Origin of the sequence: Streptomyces sp. NPDC015144 (assembly GCF_043079735.1) — a bacterium.
Classification (GTDB): domain Bacteria; phylum Actinomycetota; class Actinomycetes; order Streptomycetales; family Streptomycetaceae; genus Streptomyces.
Genome location: NZ_JBIBUU010000025.1, coordinates 40,289 through 61,793 on the forward strand (window position 1 = coordinate 40,289; position 21,505 = coordinate 61,793).

The following is a 21,505-nucleotide window of genomic DNA, read 5'->3' on the forward strand; positions in this document are numbered from 1 at the left end:
CGCGGCGCTGGCCCGGCCGGGGGGGGGGGCGGCCCCCCCCCCCCCCGGGGGGGGGGGGGGGCCCCCCCCCCCCCCCCCCGGCCGCTCTCACTCCGCCTCGAACTCCGAGAGCAGGGCGTCGAGGGAGTCGTCGCCCTGCCCGGTCGCGATGATCTGCCGGGCCATCTCGTGCAGGGTCAGCTGCTCCAGGAACAGGGTGATGGGGACGTCGAGACCGAAGTCGTCCCGCAGGCAGCCGACCAGGTGGACGGCGGTCAGCGAATCGCCGCCCGCCGCGAAGTACGTCATCTCCGGGTCGTCGGTGTCCGACAGCCCCAGGGCCTCGGCGAGCAGCGCGCGCACCCCCTGCTCCAGACCGCCGGAGGCATCGCCCCGCTCCGGCTCCGGTCCGACCGGCGCCGCCGTGCCCAGCCGGTACGCACCGTGCCGCTCCCCGGCGAAGGGGTACGTGGGCAGCGCGACCCGGCGGCCGCCGCCCTCCCGGACGACCGGTTCGCCGGCCAGCCACGCCTCGCCCAGCGGGTCGGGGCCGCCCTGGCCCAGCGGACCGCCCTTGGCCAGCTCGTTGAGCAGCTCCGCCGCCTCGGCCGTGTCCCCGGCCCGGACGTAGCCGCGCACGGCCAGTGGGGCACGGCCCCGGTGCAGGGTGTACGCGGTGTCCGCGAGGGACGGAGCGCCCGGCGCGCGCAGGGCCTTCGCCAGCCGGCCCGCCAGCGCGGAGAGGTCCTCCCTGGTCCGGGCGGACAGCAGCAGCACCTCCGGCCCGTTCTCCGCGTCCGGCTCCCCGGCTCCCCGGGGCGGCGCCTCCTCCAGGACGACATGCACGTTGGTGCCGCCGATACCCACCGAGCTCACCCCGGACCGCCGGGGGCCGTGCTCCGGCCGGGGCCAGGCCGCCGTCCGCTCGATCAGGTGGAACGGCGAGTCGTCGAAGCCGAGTTCGGGGTGCGGGCGGCCCGGGTCGGCGTTGGGCACCAGGATCGCGTTCTCCAGCATGAGCACCGACTTGATCAGCGCGGCGACGCCCGCCGCCGCGTCCAGATGCCCGATGTTCGACTTCACCGAGCCGATCCCGATCCGCCCGGTGCCGAGCGCCCCCTTGAACGCCGCGCCGGCCGCCGCGGCCTCGATCCGGTCGCCGAGCGCGGTGGCCGTGCCGTGTGCCTCCAGGTACTGGGCGTCGGCCGGGTCCAGCCCGGCCGCCGTCCACGCCTCCACGACGGCGGCGGTCTGCTGGTCCACGCCGGGTGCGGTGAACCCGACCTTGGTCGCCCCGTCGTTGGTGACGGCACTGCCCCGGACGACCGCCCGGATCGGGTCGCCGTCGGCGAGCGCGTCGGAGAGCCGGCGCAGGACGACGACGCCCACCCCGTTGCCGGGGACGGTGCCGTCGGCCCGCTCGTCGAAGGGGCGGCAGCGGCCGTGGCGCGAGTAGATCCCGCCCTGCTGGTGGACGTAGCCCCGCCGGTGGACCGCGTCCACGGCGACGCCGCCGGCCAGTGCCGTGTCGCACTCGCCGAGCAGCAGCGACTGCACCGCGAGGTGAACCGCCGTCAGCGAGGTGGAGCAGGCCGTCTGCACGGACATGCTCGGCCCTTCGAGCCCCAGCCGGTAGGAGAGCCACGGGCCGAGGAACTCCCGGTCGGTGAGGATACGGACCTGGAGCGCGCCGATCGACGCGGCGAGGCGCGGATCGGTCTGCGCGGCCAGCATGTGCTCGGTCGGGCCGCCGCCGACGTACACCCCGGTACGGCCGCCGCCGAGCGGGTCGCGGCCGGCGTCCTCCAGCGCGGCCCAGGCCGTTTCCAGCAGGAGCCGGTGCTGCGGGTCGAGGGCCGCCGCCTCGGTGCGGTTGAAGCCGAACAGCTCCGCGTCGAACCGGTCCGCGTCCGCCAGGTGCCCCTTGGCGGGTACGTAGTCGCGGCCGCGGACCTCCTGCGGGTCGGCGCCGTCGGCGAGCAGCTCCTCCTCGGTGAAATCGGTCACTGAGCAGTGCGCGTCGAGCAGGTTGGCCCAGTAGGCGTCCAGGTCGGGGGCGCCGGGGAACCGGCCGCTCATCCCGACGACCGCGATCGCGGAGTCGGCGGCGAGGGGCTCGTTGGCGCTGATGTTCTCGGTCATCGGGTGGAACCTTTCCGGGAGGTGAGACGGCGGGCCGCGGCGGTGCGTCGTGCGTGCCGGTCACCGCCGCGCGCGGCGGCCGTGTCGGCGGTGGGCGTGGGGTCGGGCGCCCCGGAGCCGGGCTCGGCGGCCGCGGCGGCCGAGTGGTCCAGGAACGCCGCGAGGGCGCTGACGGTGGGGTGGCGGAACAGGTCGACCAGGCTCAGCTCGCCGTACGTACCCCGCTGGCGCAGGGCGGACAGGACGTTCAGCAGGCGGATCGAGTTGCCGCCCAGGTCGAAGAAGTGGTCGGTGACGGCGACGAGTTCGACGTTCAGCACCCGGGCCCACAGACCGGCCACCAGCTGCTCGGTCGGGGTGCCCGCGACGCTGGTCGAGCCGTCCGGGAGGCACCGCACGGTGGCGGGCTCCGGGAGCCGGGCCCGGTCGATCTTGCCGTTGCTGCTGAGCGGCATCTCGTCCAGGCGCACGAACACCTCGGGCACCATCGAGCCGGGCAGCCGCCGGGCGAGATGGGCGCGCAGATCCGCGTCCGGCGGGGCCTGGCCGTCCCGGCCCACGACGTACGCCACCAGCCGCTGGGCGGTGCCCGTGCCGCGTACGGTGGCGGCTGCCAGGGCGACTCCGGGGGCGCCCGCCAGCAGGGTCTCGATCTCGCCGAGCTCCACGCGTACGCCGCGCAGCTTGACCTGGAGGTCGGAGCGCCCGAGGTAGTGGATGAGGCCGTGCGCGTCGATCCGGCCCAGGTCCCCGGTGCGGTACATCCGGCTGCCCGGGGCGCCGTGCGGGTCGGCGACGAAGCGTTCGGCGGTCAGGGCCGGCCGGCCGATGTACCCCCGCCCGAGCGAGGCGCCGCCGACGTAGATCTCCCCGGCGACCCCGGCGGGGACCGGCCGCAGCAGTTCGTCGAGCACGGCGATCCGGGAGCCGGGCACCGCCCCGCCGAGCGCCACGGGCTCGCCGGGGGAGAGGTCGCCGGTGGTCGCGTAGACGGTCGTCTCGCTGGGTCCGTACGCGTTCACGATGCGGCGGCCGGGCGCGGCGAGCCGCTCCACCAGCTCGGCCGGGCACGCCTCGCCGCCGACCGCGACGGTCCGCAGCTCGGGCAGCTGGCCGGTCAGGTCGGGCAGCAGCATCGCGGCGGACGGCGGCAGGAACACATAGGTGATCCGGGAGTCCCGCAACCGCTCCAGCAGGGCCTCGCCGATCCGTTCGTCCTCGCTCGGGACGTGCAGCTCGGCACCGGCCACCCAGGGGAAGAAGAGGTCGGACACGGCGACGTCGAAGCCGAACGACACGAACTGGAGCACCCGGTCGTCGGCGTTGACCGGGAAGGAGTGCCGGACCGCCCGGGTGAGGTTGAGCAGTGCCCGGTGCTCGATCGCGACGCCCTTGGGGACACCGGTGGAGCCCGAGGTGAACAGCACATAGGCGAGGTCCTCCGGGCCCGGCGCGGTGCGGCCGGCGGGGAGGCCGGACGGGGGCGGCGGGTCGGTGACGGCCGGGCGGTCGATCCGGATGCACGGTACGCCCAGGTCCTCGCCGCGCCCGGCGGTCTCCTCGGCGGTGATCAGCAGGCCGGTGCCGGAGACCGTCACCATGTGGCGGAGCCGGGCCTCGGGGTGGGCCTGGTCCAGCGGGACGTACGCGCCGCCCGCCCGCAGCACGGCCAGCGCCGCGACGCCCTGGTACGCCGAGCGGGGCATGAGCAGCCCGACCCGGAACCCCGGCCGTACCCCGGCGGTGCGCAGCCGGGCGGCCAGCGCGTCGGCCTGCTCCATCAACTCCGCGTAGCTGAGCCGTAGTTCACCGAAGACCAGGGCCGTGGCGTCGGGGTGCTCGGCGGCCCGGTCGGCGATCAGGTCGGGCACCAGGCGGTCCAGCGGCGCGGCCTCGGCCAGGCGGTCGGCGCCCGCGATCGTCCGGCGGCTCTCCTCCTCGGGGACCAGCTCCACGGTGGACAGCGGGGCCGACGGGTCGGCGAGCAGACCGTCCAGCAGCGTACGGAAGTTGACCGTCCAGCGGCGGACCGTGGCGGCGTCGAACAGGTCGCTGCGGTAGATGAACTGGGCGGCGAGCCCCTCGTCCCACCGCTCCATGAACAGATGGAAGTCGAACTTGGCGGTGTCCAGGGTCAGCGGGAGCCGCTCGGTGTCCGTTCCGGCCAGCGACAGGCCCGGCGCGGCGTCGTCCTCGTAGCTGAGCGCCACCTGGACCACCGGGTCGTGGCTGGTCTCCCGGACCGGGGCGAGCGTGTCGACGACCGCCTCGAACGGCGCGTCGAGATACGGCCGCGCCGCCTGCGTCGAGGCCCGGATCCGACGGACCAGCTCGTCCAGCGAGGGGTCGCCGGACAGGTCCACCCGCATCGCCAGGGTGTTGGTCAGCATCCCGACCATCTCCTGGAGCTCGGGCCGGTCGCGGCCGGCCGCCGGGTAGCCGATCACCAGGTCCTCGCCGCCCGAGAGCCGGGAGAGGAACGCGGCGTACGCGGCGAGCATCGTCATGAACGGGGTGGCGCCCCGTGCCGCCGCCACCTCGGCCAGGCGCTCCCTGACCCCGGCGCCGAGCAGGAACCGCTCGGTGCCCCCGGCGGCCGTACGGACCGGCGGGCGCGGGTGGTCCAGCGGCAGTTCCATGAGGGCGGGGGCGCCGCGCAGCAGCTCCACCCAGTGCTCCACGGACGCCTCGAACGCCCCGGCGGCGGCGCACTCCCGCTGCCAGGACGCGTAGTCGGGGAACTGGAGCGGAAGCGGGGCCGGGCGGTACGGCCGGCCCCCGGACTCCTCCCGGTACCCCTCGGACAGCCCCTCCAGCATCAGGCTCAACGACCAGCCGTCGCAGATCAGATGATGGGCGACGAGCAGCACCCGGTGGCTGCCGTCGTCGACGGCGAACACGGTGCAGCGCAGCAGCGGCCCCCTGCCGGTGTCGAAGGGGAGGGCGGCCTCGGCCCGGACCAGGTCGTCCGCCCGGTCGGCCGGAACACCCCGGCGGACGGTGAGCGGCACCCGGCCCCCGGCGGAGACCCGCTGGACCGGGGTGCCGTCCTCGGCGGTGCGGAAGACGGTGCGCAGCGCCTCGTGCCGGGCCACCAGCGCGTCCAGGGCCCGGCCGAACGCGATCGTGTCGAACGGCCCGCGCACTGCGAAGGCCACCGGCACGTTGTACTGCGGGGAGCCCGGGTTCAGCTGGTCGAGGACGAGCAGGCGGCTCTGGGCGTCGGAGGCGGGGAACTCGTACTCCTCGTCCCCGCCGGCCTCCGTGGCGGTTGCGTACGGGTCGATGAGATCGACGGCGTCGACGGTCATGGTGTTCAGTCCCCTCGGAGGGCGGATTCGAGGACCGAGGCGACCACGGCCGCCGGGCCCGGAGTGAGTACGTCGCTGTGACCGCAGTCCAGTTCGTGCACGTCGAGCGCGGCGGTCACGCGCTGCCATGCCTCGGTCTTCTCGGCCGTGGTCGGCCACGCGTCATGGGTCGCGGAGAAGAGCGTCACCGTGCCGTCGTAGCCGGACGGCTGCCACGCGCGGAGCAGCCGGGTGTGGTGCGCCCCGAGGTCGACCAGGGTGTGCAGCTGCTCGGTGGTCAGCCCGTCGAAGGCGCCCGGGCCGGACGCGGCGAACAGGGCGTCCCGGGTCAGCGGCCCGTCCGGCAGCGGCAGTCGCGGCGCGTGCGAGTGGTGCAGGATGCGCAGCATCTCGTCCTCGACGGCGGCCGGGTCCGGTACGGTGCCCCGGCTCTCCTCGGGCATCGGCATCGAGTCCACCACGGCGAGCATCGAGACCTCCTCGCCCGCCCGGCGCAGCCGCACCGCCAGTTCGTAGGCGAGGGGGCCGCCGAAGGACCGGCCGGCCAGCAGGTACGGGCCCTTCGGCCGGAGCGCCCGCACGCTGGGCAGGTACTGGTCGGCCATCTCGTGCAGCGTGGCCGGGAGCCGGTCCGTGCCCGAGAGGAGGGCCGGGCTCTGCAGGGTGTGCACCGGACGCTCCGGGTCCAGGTGCGGCAGCAGGTTCATGTACGACCAGCTCAGGCCGAGGCCCGGGTGCACGCAGATCAGCGGGGCGCGGCGGCCGTCGGGCCGCAGGGTCAGGACCGGGTCCAGGCTGGTGTGGTGCGGCCGGGCCGCGACCGGGGCGCGCGACGCACGGTCCGCGGCCTGCCGCAGCGGTGTCCGGGGAGCGGGGCGCGCGGTGGCGGAGCCCGCTTCGATCAGGGCGGCGAGCGCGGCCGGGGTCGGCGCGTCGAACAGGGCGGAGACCGGCAGCCGCACCCCGAGCACCGTCTCGATCTTCGACTTCAGCCGCAGGGCGGTCAGTGAATGGCCGCCCGCCCGGAAGAAGTCGGTGTCGGGGCCGACCGAGGGGACGCCGAGCACCGTGCCGAAGACGGCGCACAGCTCCCGTTCCCGCTCCGTCGCCGGCTCCCGCCGGGCCGCCGGTTCCCCGTGGGGGACGGGATCGGGCAGCGCGGCCCGGTCGGCCTTGCCGTGCCGGGTGAGCGGCACATCGTCGATCCGGGTCCACAGCGAGGGCACCAGGTGCGCGGGCAGCCGCTGTGCGGCGTGGGCCCGAACCCGGTCGCGCATCCGCTCCCAGGGCTCCGCCCGGTCCGCGGGCCCGGCCGGCACCAGCCAGGCGGCCAGCAGCTTGCCGCCCGCCGCGTCCCGCCGGGCACCGACCACCGCCCGGGCCACCCCGGGGCAGCCCGCCAGCACGGCCTCCACCTCGGCGGGCTCCACCCGGAAGCCGCGCACCTTGACCTGGTCGTCGGCGCGGCCCGCGAACTCCAGGAGCCCGTCCGCCGTCCAGCGCGCCAGGTCGCCCGTGCGGTACATCCGGCTGCCCGGCGGCCCGTACGGGTCGGCGACGAACCGTTCCGCGGTGCCGGCCGGCCGGCCCAGGTAGCCCAGGGCCAGCCCGCTGCCACCCAGGTACAGCTCGCCGGTTCCGCCCTCGGGAACCGGGCGCAGCCGCCCGTCGAGCACCCGGGCGCGGGTGTTGTCCAGGGGCCGCCCGACCGGGACGGGGCCCGGCCGGTCCGCCGACGACGGCCCGGCGGCGGTGTGCGCGGCGGCGAACACGGTCGTCTCGGTGGGGCCGTAGCCGTTGACGACGACCGTGTCCGGGCAGTGCTCCCGGATCCGGCGCACGGTGTCCGGGGCGAGGACGTCGCCGCCGGACCACACCTCGCGCAGCCCGGACAGGGCCCCGGGCGCGATCTCCGCGACGGTGCGCAGCAGTTCCGGGGTGAGCATCAGCGCGGTGACGCCCCGTTCCCGGACCATCCGCTCCACCAGTTCGGCGGTCACCGCCTCGGCCGGGGCGACGACCACCGTCCCGCCGGTCAGCAGCGGCACCCACACCTCGTACGTCGAGGCGTCGAAGGTGTACGGGTTGTGCAGCAGCACCCGGGCGTGGGCGCCGCCCGCGAAGCGGCCGTCCGCGGCGAGTTCGGCGACGGCCCGCTGCGGGACCACCACCCCCTTGGGCTCCCCGGTGGAACCCGAGGTGTACAGCACGCACGCGGCGGCGTCGGGCGGGACGGGGACGGCGGTGAAGGACGCGTCCCCGCCCTCCTCGGCGATGTCCAGCACCGGCGTGCCGCCGGGCAGTCGGCCGGTGGCCGGGTCCGGCCCGGCGACGAGGACCAGGGCGGGCGCGGCGGCGGCCATCAGCCGGGCCAGCCGCGCCGGCGGCTGCGCCGGGTCGAGCGGGAGCCAGCAGGCCCCCGCCTTGAGGACCGCGAGCTGCGCCACGACCAGCCGGGCGGAGCGGGGCAGGAGCAGGGCCACGGTCCGCCCCGGTGCCACGCCCGCCCGGACGAGCCGGGCGGCCAGCCGGTCCGAGGCCGCGTCGGTGTCCGCGTAGCTCAGCACCTCGCCGCCCTCGTCCACGGCCGGTGCGTCGGGCGTACGGGCGGCCTGGGCGGCGAACGCCCCGGCGAGGGAGGCCGGTGCGGCGGGTTCCCGGACCGGGCCGTCGGCCAGCGCCAGCAGCCGGTCCAGCTCCGCCGGCGGCAGTACGCCGATGTCGTCCACCGCCGTCCGGTCCGCACCGGCGAGCTGCTCCAGCACCCACGCCAGGCGGGCGCCGATGCCGGTCGCCCCGAGCCCCCGGCGGCAGCTCACCGACAGCAGCAGCCGCTCCTCGGCGACCGCCGCGACCGTGACCGGGTAGTGCGTGGCGTCCGCCGCCTTCACCAGCCGGAGGGCGGGGGCCGCGCCGTCGGCGGGCTCGTTGCGGGGGAAGTTCTCGAAGGCGACGACCGAGTCGAAGAGTTCACCGGCGCCCACCGCGCGCTGTACCTCGGCGGTGCGCGCGTGGTGGTGCTCCAGCAGCCGGGACTGCTCGTCCTGGACGCGGCGGAGCAGCTCCCCGACCTCCTCGCCGTCCCGCAGCCGTACGCGTACCGGCAGGGTGTTGATGAACAGGCCCACCATGGACTCGACACCGGGCAGATCGTGCGGGCGCCCGGAGACGACCGCGCCGAAGACCAGGTCGCGCGAGCCGGTCAGCCGGGACAGCACCAGCGCCCAGGCGACCTGCACCAGGGTGTTGAGGGTGACGCCGGTGTCGGCGGCCCGCCGCACCAGCGTCGCGGTGAGCGCGGCGGGGAGCCACCGCCGGTCCTGGTCGGAATCCGTCTCCGGTCCGGACGGGGCCAGCAGCGCGGGGTGCTCCAGGCCGGCCAGCGACTCGCTCCACGCGGCCTCGGCCTTCTGCCGGTCCTGACCGCCCAGCCACACCAGGTAGTCCCGGTAGGGCGCGGCCGGCGGCAGCGGGGCACCCGCCACCAGCGCGGCCAGATCCCGTTCGACGACCCCCAGCGACCAGCCGTCCAGCAGGATGTGGTGGAAGGAGACGACCAGTTCGGCCCCGTCCGTCCGGTGCAGGAACGTGGCCCGGACCAGCGGGGGGCGGGCCAGGTCGAAGCGGAGCGCCGCGTCCTCGCGCAGCACCTCCTCGGTACGCGTCCGCACCGCGTCCGGCCCCAGCTCCGTCAGGTCGACCTCTCTCCACGGCACCCGGGCGGCCTTCGGCACGACCTGGACCGGCCGGTCCAGACGCTCGTGACGGAAGCAGGCCCGCAGATTGGGGTGCCGGTCCAGGAGTGCGGTGAGCGCCTTGCGGGCCGCCGCCGCGGTGACCGAGGGACCGGCCCGGAACCGGGCCTGCACCAGATAGGGGTCGGGGCCCTCGCTCTCCCGGGCCGACTGGAAGAGCAGCCCCTCCTGGAGCGGGGAGAGCGGCAGCACGTCCGCGATGCGCGCGTTCATCGCCGTCCCTGCCCGTCGTCGGAGCCGTCGAAGGCATCGAGGTCGTCGGGGTCGTCCAGTTCGTCGAAGTCCATCTCCTGGCCGAGCAGTTCGAGCTGGTCGCCGGTGAGGTCGACGAGCGGGAAGTCGGACGGGCTGTGCGCGGCCCCGCCGTCCGGCGCGCAGTGGTCCGCGAGCACCCCGAGCGCCTCCGTCCACACCCCGGCCAGCTCCCGGATCCCGGCCTCGGTGAACACGTCCTCCGGACAGGAGAAGCTCGCCTCCACCACCAGCTCGCCGTTCTCCTCGCGGGCCAGTACGTCCACCTCCAGGGCGTGCGCGAGGGGTACGGCGTCCGGGCCGGATTCGAGCAGCCGCCCGCCCGCGGCGCCGTCCGCGTCGAACCGCCCCAGGTAGTTGAAGCGGACGTCCGGCGCCGGAAGCGCGGCGAGCGCCGGGCCGTGCTCCGGGGAGAGGTAGCGCAGCAGACCCCAGCCGAGCCCGCCGCCGGGCACCGCCCGCAGCTGCTCCTTGACGTTCTTCACCGCCTCGCCGGGCTGTCCGTCCGGGGTCACCGACGCGGCGCCGAGGTCCAGCCGCACGGGGTACTGGGTGGTGAACCAGCCGAGGGTGCCGGAGATGTCCACCCGGGCGGAGACGGTCTCCCGGCCGTGGCCCTCCAGATGGACGGCGAGCGCCGATCCGGTGCCCCGGCGCCGGACGGCCGCCGAGGCCAGCGCGGTCAGCATCACCGCGTCGGGGCGGCAGTTGAAGGCGGCCGGGAGGGTGGAGAGCACCTGGTGGCTGAGGGTCGGATCGAGGGTGAAGGTGAGGGTCCGCCGCTGTCCGCCGAACGTCCCGCCCTCGGTCAGCCGGTCCGCGCCGCCCGTCAACTGCCGTGTCCACCAAGGCAGTTCGTCGGTACGTAGCGCCGCCTCGCGGGAGAGCAGCCGGGACCACCGGGTGAACGAGGTGCTCCTCGCCGGTACCGTGTCGTCGCCGTTGCCCGCGAGCGAGGCGGCCAGCTCGTCCCCGATCACCCGCCAGGAGATTCCGTCCACGGCCAGGTGGTGGACGACCAGCAGCAGGGCGCCGGGGCGGTCGCGGCCCGGGTCGAGCCACACCGCCCGCACCATCTCGCCCCGCTCGGGCCGCAGCGTCGTCGCCCGGGCCAGCTCCGTGGCCCGCGCGTGGAGATCCGTGTCCGCGTCCACGGGCAGCCGGACGGCCGGCGGCTCTCCGGGCACGTCCTCCTCGGGCACCTCCAGCTCCCGGCCGCCGTCCTCGCCGCGCACCAGGCGTATCCGCAGCGCGGCGTGCCGCCCGATCAGTGCGGCCAGCGCCTCCCGGATCGCCGCGAGGCCGGTGCCGGACGGCAGCGGGAAGAGCATGGACTGGGTGAACGTCGAGGGGTCACGGGTCTGTTCGAGCCACCAGTGCATGATCGGGGTCAGCGGCAGCCGCCCGGTCCCGGTGTCGACCGGTTCCCCGTCCCCGTCCCCGCTGTCGGGCGTACGGGCCAGCACGGCCAGCCGGGCCGGGGTGCGTACGGTGAACACGTCGTGCGGGGAGATCACCAGACCGGCGTTCCGGGCCCGCGCGGCGAGCTGGATCGCCATGATGCTGTCCCCGCCGAGCCGGAAGAAGTCGTCGTCCGCACCGGCCTGTCCGAGCCCCAGCAGCTCCGCGAAGAGCCCGCACAGGACCTCCTCGCGCGCCGATCCGGGGAGCCGGACCGTGTCGGCGGCCCGGACGGCGGGCGCGGGCAGGGCCGCCCGGTCGATCTTGCCGTGCGAGGACAGCGGCAGTGCGTCCAGCGCCATCACGACGGCCGGCACCATCGCCGCGGGCAGCCGCTCCGAGGCGTGCAGCAGCAGCGCGTCCTCGTCGACGCGGGCCCCTCGCGCGGGCACCACGTACGCGACCAGCCGCGGGCTCTCGCCCCGGTCCTGCCGGACCACGGCCACCGCCCGCTCCACGTCGGGGTGCTCCACGAGCGCGGCGGCGATCTCGCCCGGCTCGATCCGCAGACCGCGCAGCTTCACCTGCTCGTCGCCGCGCCCCAGGTAGTGGGCCGCCCCGGTGGCGTCGCGGTGGACGAGGTCGCCGGTGCGGTACATGCGGCTGCCGGGCGGGCCGTACGGGTCGGCGACGAACCGCTCGGCGGTCAGCGCCGGGCGCCCCAGGTATCCCCGGGCCAGCCCGGGGCCCGCCAGGTACAGCTCGCCGCCCGCACCGGCCGGCACCGGGCGGAGCGAGTCGTCCAGGACGTAGGCGGTGGTGCCCGCGACCGGGGTGCCGATGGGCGGCGCCGTGCCGTCGGCGGCCAGCGGATCGGAGACGGTGATCACGACGGTCGCCTCGGTCGGCCCGTACGCGTTGTGGAACCGCCGCCCGTCCACGGCCCAGCGGGCCACCAGCTCGGGCGGGCAGGCCTCCGCGCCGACCAGGACCGCGCGCAGCTCCGGATACGGTCCGGCCGGCACGGTCGCCAGCACGGACGGCGGGACGAACGCGCAGGAGATCCGCCGCCCCGTCAGGACCGCGCCCAGCTCCTCGCCCACCAGCGGACCCGGCTCCGGCAGCACCAGCGTGCCGCCCGAGCCGAAGGCCAGGCACAGTTCGCCGACGGAGATGTCGAAGGAGGGCGGGCCGAGCTGGAGCACCCGGCTGTCACCGGCCAGTCCGACCCGGTCCAGCAGGCTCCGGGTGAGCCCGGCCACCCCGGCGTGCGTCACCACCACCCCCTTCGGGACACCGGTGGAGCCCGAGGTGTGGATGACGTACGCGGCGTCGTGCGGGGCCGGCCCGCCGGGCGCCGCCGGCTCGCCGGACCAGGCGTCCGCGTCGAGCGCGAGGACCGGCAGCCCCGCCACGGGGGAGACGGCGCCCGCCTCGGTGACCAGCAGGACCGGCGCGGCCTCGGCCAGCACCCGGCGGATCCGCTCGGCCGGGTGGGCCGGGTCGACGGGCAGACAGGCGGCCCCGGCACGCTGCACCGCCAGCGCCGCGACCGGCCAGTCGCTGCCCCGCGGCAGGGCCAGGGCCACGATCCGCCCCGGGCCCGCCCCGAGCCCGGCCAGCCGGCCCGCCAGCCGGGCCACCCGGTCGTCGAGTTCCGCGTAGCTCAGGGTGTGCTCCGGTCCCTCCAGGGCCGGGGCATCCGGGGTACGGGCCGCCTGCGCGGCCACCAGGCCGGGCAGCGTGAGCGGGGCCGGCGCGGCGGGCCCGGCGGAGTCGGCGAGCAGCCGCTCGCGCATCGCCGCGGGAACCAGGTCGAGATCGCCGATGAGCGCGTCCGGGTCGGCGGTGATCCGGCGCAGCAGCTCGACGTAGCACTCCGTCCAGCGGGCCACCGTCTCCGGGGCGAACACGTCGGTCCGCAGGCCGAAGCTGCCCTCCATGCCGTCGTCGCTGTCCTTCACCACCCCGACCAGGTCGTGCTCGCCACCGGTGTGGATGCGCTCCGGCTCCGCGAACTCCTTCAGCACCGAGACGCTCGGCTGCTGCGTCAGGTGCATGAACACCCACTGGTAGAGCGGGGCCCGGCCCGCGCTGCGCTCCGGCGCGGCGGCCGACACGATCCGGCCCACCGGGATGTCCGCGTTGGCCATCAGGTCCGGGAAGTCGACGGCGAACCCGGCGAGCAGATCGGCGAACGACCGGTCCCCGGCCATCTTCCAGCGGGTCGGCACCGCGTTCATGACGTACCCGATGACCCGGTCCAGCCCCTTGGCCGCCCGGTTGGCGATGGGGGTGCCGATCACCAGGTCGTCGGCGCCGCTCACCCGGTGCGCCAGCACCGCGAACGCGGCCATCAGCACGACGTAGACGGAGGCGCCGCGCTCACGGGCCAGCGCCCGCACCGCCGCGGTGGTCTCCGCGTCGACGTGGAAGGGGATCTGTGCGATGCCGTCGCCGGACGGGCCGGCGGAGCCGGTGCCGGGCACGGTGAGCGGGCCGGGCGGGTCGGCGAGGTAGCGCCGCCAGAAGTCGAGCCGGCTCGCGAACACCCCGGACTCCGCCAGCTCGCTCTGCCAGGACGAGAAGTCGGCGTACTGCACGGCGGGCCGGGTCAGCGGCGGCTCCTGGCCGTCGCGCAGCGCCTGGTAGGCCAGCGCGAACTCGTTCTGCAGCACATCGAAGGACCACCAGTCGCTGATGGTGTGGTGCAGGCTCAGCATCAGGGTGGAGCGCCGCTCGTCGACCCGGACGAACCGGGCCCGGACCAGCTTCTCCCGGCCCAGGTCGAAGGGGCGGTTGCGGAAGGTCTCGAACGCCTCGTCGATGGAGCGGCCGGTGCCCCGCAGGTCCTCCCGCTCCAGGTCGAAGTCCGCGTCGTCGTGGAACTCGACGTGCGGTTCGCCCGGGGTGTCGGTCACGATCCGGGTCCGCAGGATGTCGTGGTGGCTCTGGAGCAGGCCCAGCGCCGCCGCCAGGTGCGCGGGGTCGACGGGCCGGTCGAAGTGGTAGGCGGCGCACAGGTTGAGGGCGGGGGTGCCGGGATAGAGCGAGTCGTACACCCACAGGTCGTGCTGGGCGGGGCTGAGCGGCACCCGGCGCGCCGGGTCGCGCGGCGGTATCACGGCGGGTATCTCACGGGCCCGGCCCGCCTCCAGCATGCGGCGCATCAGACGGATCCGCTGCTCCCTGCCGAGCGCGGTGAACCGCTCGGCCAGGGACGGGGGCGTCGCGACCGGGGCGGTGCGCGAAACGGTGGGGGCGCTCATCACAGGTTCTCTTTCAGCTCGGCCAACCGGTGCAGCCCGGCCAGTACGTCGTCACGTCCGATCCCGAAGTCGATGAAGCAGGCGACCTCGTCGACGCCCAGCTCGGCCAGATCGGCGAGCATCTTGGCGCAGTGCCCGGGGGAGCCGAGCAGGCTTCCCCAGTTCAGATAGCGTTCGAAGGCGAAGTCGGTGAGCATCGCGGTCTGCGCCTCGCTGAGCTCCGCGGTGGTGCTGTCCGCCGCCTTGTTGGCGGCGGTCTGGCGGACGTACGAGGCGAGGTAGCTCTTCAGCGGGGCGCCCGCCAGCCGGCGGACCTCGGCGTCGTCGGTACCGACGTACGTGTGGGCCATCAGCGTGACCCGGCCGTGCGCGTCGGTGCCCCGCTGGTCGGGGGCGGCGGCACAGGCGGCCCGGTACCGGGCGATCCGGTCGGCCAGCTCCTCCCGGCTCTGCCCCACGGTCGCACCGAGGACCCCGGTGCGCAGCCGCCCGGCCGCCTCCCAGGTCTCCGGGCTGCCGGACGTGGTCAGCCAGAGCGGCAGGGTCTCCTGGACGGGCCGGGGCTGGGGTGCCAGGGAGACCGGGGCACCCGTGCCGTCGGGGTACTCGGCGGACTCGCCGGCCCACAGCGCGCGCAGCAGGGGGATCGTCTCCAGGGCGGTGCGGCGGCGGTCCGCGTACCGCTCCGGGGCGATCGCGAAGTCCCTGGAGTGCCAGCCGGTGGCGACGGAGAGCCCCACCCGGCCGTGCGACAGGTTGTCCACGACGGCCCAGTCCTCCGCCACCCGCAGCGGGTGGTGGAGCGGCAGGACCACGCTGCCGGCCCGGATACCGATCCGTTCGGTGGCGACGGCCAGCGCCGCGCTGAGCACCGGCGGGCTGGGGAAGACCTGCCCCACCTGCTGGAAGTGGCGCTCGGGGGTCCACAGCGCGTGGAACCCGAGCCGGTCGGCGGTCCTGGCCACGGCGAGGATGTCCTCGTACGCCTCGGTGTGCCGGGCCCCGCCGGTGGTGCTGTCGGCACCGAAGAACATCACGCTGAGGTCCACTGCCACTCCTCCTGCTGCTTCCTGCTCGTCTGGTTCCGGTCCTGGGCCGGTGCGCGGCGCGGCACCCGGGGGCGGCGCGGGATGGGGGACACCGTGCTGATCTCGGGTCGGGCGGTCGCCCGTTCCAGCTCCGCGGCGAAGGCGGCGACCGTGGGAGCGGCGAACAGCTGCGCCGTGGTCACCGGCCGTCCGGCGGCCAGCCGGGCCACGGTCCGTACCGCACGCAGGGAGTTGCCGCCGAGGGCGAAGAAGTCGTCGTCCGGGCCCACGCCCCGCACCCCGAGCACCTCGCACCAGACGGCGGCGACCTCCTGCTCCAGTGCGGTCATCGGCCGTCCGGCGGCGAGGGGGGTGCGGCGCCGTTCCGGCACCGGGATCCGGTCGGCGTCACCGGCCCGCCGGGGCGGAGCGGTGAGGGCCAGCCGGGACAGCGGGGTGTCGGGGGAGGCCACCTGGGCCTCCAGTGCCTCGGGCAGGGCCCGGGCGAGCCACGGGACGAACGCCTCCTCCAGGGACTCGTCGCGGTACTCGAACGTCAGGGTCAGCCCGTCCGGTTCGCCGCTCGCCGACGTGGAGTCCGTGACGTCCACCAGGAGTTCGAACCGGGCGGCACCCGTGCGCACGATCTCCACCCCGTGCTCGGCGCCGGGCAGGGCGACCTCGGCCCGCGCGTTGTTCTGGAGCGCCAGCACCACGTCGGTGAACGGCTGACGCCCCGGGGTGCGCGGCGGGTTGAGCTCCCCGACCACGTCCTCGAACGGCACGTCCTGGTGGCCGAAGGCGGCGAGGTCCGTCTCCCGCACCCGGGCGAGCAGCTCGGCGGGGGTGGGGTCGCCGGACACATCGGTGCGCAGCACCAGCATGTTGACGAAGAACCCGACCGCGTCCTCGACGGAGCCGTCCCCGGCGCGTGAGGCCACCGGGGCGCCGATCGCCAGGTCCTCGTCCGCGCCCGCCCTCAGCAGCGCCGTGGCCAGCGCGGCGTGCAGCGCCATGAAGAGCGTGGCGCCCCGGGCCCGCGCCGACTCCACCACCCGGGCGTGCGCCGCCGCGTCGAGCCGGTGCACCACGACCCGCGCCCGGGGACCGGGCACGGCGGGACGTCCGGGACGGCGCGGCAGCAGCGGCCCGCCGGCCGGCAGCCCGTCCAGCTCCTTGCGCCAGTAGGTGAGCTGGCGGGCGGCGAGGGTGTGCGGGTCGGACGCCGGGCCGAGCCGCGCCAGCTGGCGGCGGGCGTGTTCCGCGTACGGGACGTCGAGCGGTTCGAGCCCGGCGGAGGTCCCGCCCCCGGCACGTGCCCGGTAGGCGCGGGACAGGTCGCGGAACAGCGGCCGCAGCGACCAGCCGTCCCCGGCGATGTGGTGCACCAGGACCAGCAGCGCATGCGCGTCGGGGTCCTCGTCGACGGTGAACAGGGTGGCCCGTACCGGGAGTTCGGTGCGGAGGTCGAAGTGGTGGCGGGCCTCCCGCTCGATCTCCCGGTCCATCGAATCCCCGGGGGCCCGCAGCCGCCGCAGCGGGGGCCGGGCGGCGTCCCCGTCCAGCACCCGGCGTACGGGGGCGCCGCCGCACTCCTCGAAGAGGGTGCGCAGCACGTCGTGGCGGCCGGCGACATCGGCCAGCGCGCCGGCCAGCGCGTCCGCGTCGACCGGCCCCCGCAGCCGCACCAGCATCGGCAGGTTGTACGCGGCGCCCGCCCCGATCCGGTCCAGGAACCAGAGCCGGTGCTGCGCGGGCGACACCGGCAGCGCCCCCGGTACCGCGGTGGACGGGGCCGGGTCCTCGGGGGACACCGGGGGAGCGGTGTCGACGAGCGGGGCCAGCAGCGCCGGGGTGGGCGCCTCGAAGAGGGTCCGGATGTCGAGCTCCGCGCCGAGCGCGCCACGGACCCGGCCCAGCAGCCGGGCGGCCAGCAGCGAGTGGCCGCCGAGCGCGAAGAAGTCGTCGTCCGGGCCGACCTCCCCGGCGCCCAGTACCTCGGAGAAGAGCGCGCACAGGACGGCCGCGGTGGAGCCGTGGCGTACGCCGGGACCGGCCGGGCCGGGGGCCTTCGGGGACCGGGGCTCCGGCAGGGCGGCCCGGTCCAGCTTGCCGCTCGGCGTCAGCGGCAGCGCGTCCAGCGGTACGAAGGCGGCCGGGACCAGGTACTCGGCCAGCACCTCGCGGGCGTGGGCGCGCAGGACGTCCTCCCGGAAGTGCTCCCGGTCGCCGCCGCGCGGCACCACGTACGCGGTCAACTGCCGGTCGCCCGATGGGTGTTCGTGGGCGACGACGGCCGCCCGGTCGACGTCGGGGTGGCGGGCCAGGACGTTCTCGACCTCGCCCGGCTCCACCCGGAAGCCCCGGATCTTGACCTGGCCGTCGGCCCGGCCCAGGTATTCGAGGACCCCGTCGGCGCGGCGCCGCCCGAGGTCGCCGGTGCGGTAGAGCCGCTCGCCGGACGGGGCGGCGACGAAGCGCTCGGCGGTCAGCGCGGGCCGGCCCCGGTACGCGAGGGCGAGGCCCTCCCCGGCGGCGTAGATCTCACCGGTCCGGCCGTCGGGGGCCGGTCGCAGCTCCTCGTCGAGGACGTACACCCGCTTCCCGGCCAGCGGGCGGCCGATCGGCACCGGGCCCTCGCCCAGTTCGGCGGCCGCCACCGGGTGGACGGTCAGGAAGACCATGCACTCGACGGGCCCGTAGCCGTTGCTCAGCCGCAGGCGCGGGTGGCGCTCCAGGGCGCGGGCCGCGTGCGGGGCGGAGAGTGCCTCGCCGCCCACCACCAGTTCCCGCAGCCCGTCCAGCACCTGCGGGTACTCGTCGACGACGACGTTGAACAGGGAGGAGGACAGGTACAGGGAGGTGATGCCGTGCTCGGCGACGAGCCGTGCCATCGTGAAGGGCTCGGGCCGCGCCCCGGGGTGCAGGACGCAGGTCCCGCCGCTCATCAGCGGTCCCCACAGCTCCATGGCGAAGGCGTCCCAGGACAGCGGCGCGCACTGGAGCCAGACCGCACCGGGGCCGAAGGAGGCGAAGGTCTGTCCGGTGAGGGTGGCGGTGACCGCCCGGTGCGGGGAGGCGATGCCCTTGGGCCGCCCGGTCGAGCCGGAGGTGAACATCACGCAGGCGAGGTCGTCGGGCCGGACGGTGACGGCGCCGCGCGGCAGCGGCCGCGCCCCGTCCGCGTCCTCGACGTGCACCAGGTCCGTGCCGGGCGCCCCGGACGCGGCGGCCCGGGTCGTCACGACGGCGACGGCCGCCGAGTCCTCGGCCATCGCGGCCAGCCGGGCGGCGGGGAAGGCCGGGTCCAGCATCACGTAGCAGGCGCCGGCCTTGAGGATGCCGAGCACCGTCACGACGAGTGCGACGGAGCGCTCCAGGTGGACGCCGACGGTGTCCCCGGGGCGGATGCCCCGCTCGGCGAGCAGCCCCGCCAGCCGGGCGGCCCGCTCGTCGAGCCCGGCGTAGTCGATCCGTTCGTCGTCGTGGATCAGTGCGGTCGCGCCGGGCGTCCGGGCCGCCTGCTCCTCGAACCGTTCATGCACGCACCTCATCCCGCTCACCTCCCAGGTTCTCGCTGTCCCCGGCCGGCTCCCGCGGAGTGTCGAGGTCGGGCAGCAGGGTGTCGATTTCTCTGATCGAGCGGCTGGCCAGCCCCCACAGGGCCACCGCGGTCCCGCCGATCCCGGCGAGCAGCAGCATGGCCGCCATCCCGCTGCCCCGGCCGTGGCCGACGAGCGGCCCGATCAGGGCGAACAGTCCGGAGTCCCGGGCGGCCAGTGGTTCGAAGACGTGGTCGGCGAGCGGCCCGGAGACCGCCATCGCCACCGGCACCGAGATCTGCGACAGGAACATCACCGCGCCGAAGACCCGGCCCTGCCAGTCATGGGGGACCTTGGTCTGCACGATGGTCTGCATCGAGGCGTTGACCACCGTCATCAGCAGGGCGCCGACCAGGATGGCCGCGCACCAGCCGGGCACGCCGCGCACCATGCTCATCACCACCAGCGCGGACAGGCACATGCCGACGATGCCGAGCATCATGCCCCGGCCCCGGTTGGCGGGTCCGCCCCAGGCGGCCATGAGCAGCGCACCGGCCACCCCGCCGACACCGACCGAGGTGTTGACCGCGGCCAGCGCGCCGTTCCCGGCCCGGAGCAGCACCATCGGCGAGATGATCGCGAAGCCGAAGACCATCACCAGGTTGACCACGCAGAAGTTGATGATGAGTTCGCGCAGGCCGGGTACCCGGAACAGGTAGCGCAGCCCCTCGGCGGCGTCGGCGGTGATCCGGCGGCGCGGCGCGGCGGCGTCCCTCTCGGGGACCCGGTCGCCGTTGAACCGCACGATCCGGATGCCGACGAGGGCGAAGGCGTAACTCGCCACGTCGACCAGGAGGGTGGGGCCGATCCCGAAGAGCGCGACGAGCAGTCCGCCGAGTGCCGGACCGCCGATACCGGCGGCGCTCTTCGCCCCGGCCAGCAGGCCGTTGGTGCGGTCCAGCTGGTCCTTGCGGACGAGGAGCGGAACGGCCGAGGACAGCGCCGGGAACTGGAAGGCGGCACAGATGCCCAGCAGGACCGTGGCCGGGTAGACCTGCCAGGCGTGGAACGCGTCGAGGTAATGGAGCGCGGCCAGCGTGCCGACGACGAGCAGTCCGCCGATGTCGGCGACCTGGAGCGCGCCGCGTTTGGTCATACGGTCGACGATTGCGCCCGCGAACGGGCTGAACACGGCCTGCGGCAGCATGGCGCACAGGGAGAGCAGGGTGACGGAGGTCGCGCTCCCGCCGGAGGCCCACACCTCGACGATGAAGGCGAACCGGACCGCGGCGCTGCCGGCCAGCGACACCGCCTGGCCGGACCAGACCAGAAGAAAGGGGCCCATCCCCGAGAATCGGCCGGGAATGTCCTTCGATATCCGGGCGCCCATCAGGGATCGATCCCCTTGCGCACCGGCACTCGGCACATCGTGCCCGAGCCGTCGAACGGATTGGTTGCCACGCCTCAATCCCCCAGGATGTCGCATCCGTTGCGGATCTCCACGGATCCCTGTCTGAGTCGAACGGTGGCCATCATGCGGTGACCGATTACCGCTGCGTTCCCTTGGCGAACGAGCGAACGGGAAGGAAACGGGAACGGATCGGGAGGGGATCGGGAGTCCCGACGGCAAGAGTCCTCCGTGTAGCTGTCTGCAGAAGGAGTACTCACGTGAAGGACCCCAGGGATCGTTCCCCCGACGGGAAGGGAATGCGTCAGGCCCTTCAGGACCTGTCCACCGTCGAGCGGTGGGCCGAGCGGGTGGCGTCCGGCACCCTGTCCCATCCGTACGCCGCTTCGGAGTCCTGGGAGGGGCCTCAGCTGAGTGTGGAGACCAGGACCGAGAACGGCATGCACATGGTGGCCGGGATCGTGGAGTGGCCGCCCGGGGCGGACACGGGTGTGACGGTCCTGGACGAGACGGAGCGCGCGGTGCTCCGTTCCCTGGTGAGGTCGCTGCTCGATCTGGCCGGCCACGAGTCGGGAACCGCGCGCACCCGCGTGGTGCTCACCCCGCTCGGCCCCCGGGTCGCCGCCTGCCAGCTCTACGCGGAATAGCGGAGCGTTCCCGAACCGCCGCCGTCGCCCCTGGGGCGGCGGTTCGGGAACGTGCCGGAAGACGCGTGATCACCGTGCCGACCTGGCGATTCCGTTCCGTTCCCGAGGCAGTTCGGGGCGGCGGTAACAGGGCAGGAACGGTCCGGGAACGCCCGCCAGCAACATCTGTGGTGTCAGGAAGCGGAACACCGCAAACCTCACAAACACTTAGGGGCGGGACCATGGGACGCAAGCTTGCTGGGATCTTCGGAATCGTCGCCGCGACGCTGGCCTTCGGTATCGGTACCGCGGTCGAGACGGGGCACGGCTTCGGGAACGCGCAGCAGGTTGTCGCCGACGACAAGGGCCCCACGGTCATCGGGACCACGGGCACCGACGACGACAAGGGCCCCACCACCGCCACCCGCCTGCTCGCCGACGACAAGGGCCCGACCATCGTCGGCACCCTCGGCACCGACGACGACAAGGGCCCGACCCTGACCGGTACCACGGGCACGGACGACGACAAGGGCCCGACCCTGACCGGTACCACGGGCACGGACGACGACAAGGGCCCGACCCTGACCGGTACCACCGGTACGGACGACGACAAGGGCCCCACGGTCATCGGCACCACGGGCACGGACGACGACAAGGGCCCGACCCTGACGGGCACCACCGGTACCGACGACGACAAGGGCCCGACGTCCCCCGTCATGTGATCTCCCCCCTCCCCCCCCCCGCACGAGAGTCCCCCCGCACCGGTCACGGTGCGGGGGGACTCTCTGCGTG

At 75.2% G+C, this 21,505-nt stretch carries 9 protein-coding genes; 2 read left to right on the forward strand and 7 right to left on the reverse strand.

Features of this window, described 5'->3' with window-relative positions; genetic code table 11:
• Positions 1 to 87: 87 nt before the first annotated feature.
• The 7 genes from ACF08W_RS31090 to ACF08W_RS31120 are packed head-to-tail and all read right to left on the reverse strand — an operon-like array spanning position 88 to position 20,069.
• The gene (locus ACF08W_RS31090) at positions 88 to 2,121 is read right to left on the reverse strand and encodes a beta-ketoacyl synthase N-terminal-like domain-containing protein (RefSeq protein WP_392281309.1); all 2,034 of its coding nucleotides are present in this window, start codon (positions 2,119 to 2,121) and stop codon (positions 88 to 90) included.
• Positions 2,118 to 5,432 carry an amino acid adenylation domain-containing protein gene (locus tag ACF08W_RS31095; RefSeq protein ID WP_392281310.1) on the reverse strand — a complete coding sequence of 1,105 codons (3,315 nt, stop codon included), beginning with the start codon at positions 5,430 to 5,432 and terminating at the stop codon, positions 2,118 to 2,120. Before ACF08W_RS31095 ends, ACF08W_RS31090 begins: the two co-directional genes overlap by 4 nt.
• Positions 5,433 to 5,437: 5 nt before the next feature.
• Positions 5,438 to 9,400, reverse strand: a complete 3,963-nt coding sequence (locus ACF08W_RS31100; protein WP_392281311.1) for an amino acid adenylation domain-containing protein — start codon at positions 9,398 to 9,400, stop codon at positions 5,438 to 5,440.
• The gene (locus tag ACF08W_RS31105; RefSeq protein ID WP_392281312.1) at positions 9,397 to 14,109 is read right to left on the reverse strand and encodes an amino acid adenylation domain-containing protein; all 4,713 of its coding nucleotides are present in this window, start codon (positions 14,107 to 14,109) and stop codon (positions 9,397 to 9,399) included. The genes ACF08W_RS31100 and ACF08W_RS31105 overlap by 4 nt, the downstream gene beginning before the upstream one ends.
• On the reverse strand, positions 14,109 to 15,158 hold the full coding sequence (locus ACF08W_RS31110) for a MupA/Atu3671 family FMN-dependent luciferase-like monooxygenase (protein ID WP_392281313.1): 1,050 nt from the start codon (positions 15,156 to 15,158) through the stop codon (positions 14,109 to 14,111). Before ACF08W_RS31110 ends, ACF08W_RS31105 begins: the two co-directional genes overlap by 1 nt.
• Positions 15,143 to 18,691 (reverse strand): amino acid adenylation domain-containing protein, encoded by a 3,549-nt coding sequence (locus ACF08W_RS31115; RefSeq protein WP_392281314.1) that lies wholly within the window; start codon positions 18,689 to 18,691, stop codon positions 15,143 to 15,145. Before ACF08W_RS31115 ends, ACF08W_RS31110 begins: the two co-directional genes overlap by 16 nt.
• Positions 18,675 to 20,069 (reverse strand): MFS transporter, encoded by a 1,395-nt coding sequence (locus tag ACF08W_RS31120; protein ID WP_385216694.1) that lies wholly within the window; start codon positions 20,067 to 20,069, stop codon positions 18,675 to 18,677. Before ACF08W_RS31120 ends, ACF08W_RS31115 begins: the two co-directional genes overlap by 17 nt.
• 278 nt (positions 20,070 to 20,347) lie before the next feature.
• On the opposite strand from ACF08W_RS31120, the gene ACF08W_RS31125 reads away from it, so the two are divergent.
• The gene (locus ACF08W_RS31125; protein ID WP_392281315.1) at positions 20,348 to 20,734 is read left to right on the forward strand and encodes a hypothetical protein; all 387 of its coding nucleotides are present in this window, start codon (positions 20,348 to 20,350) and stop codon (positions 20,732 to 20,734) included.
• 221 nt (positions 20,735 to 20,955) lie between these two features.
• Positions 20,956 to 21,435, forward strand: coding sequence for a hypothetical protein (locus ACF08W_RS31130; protein ID WP_385216690.1), 480 nt, complete (start codon positions 20,956 to 20,958; stop codon positions 21,433 to 21,435).
• Positions 21,436 to 21,505: the final 70 nt, after the last annotated feature.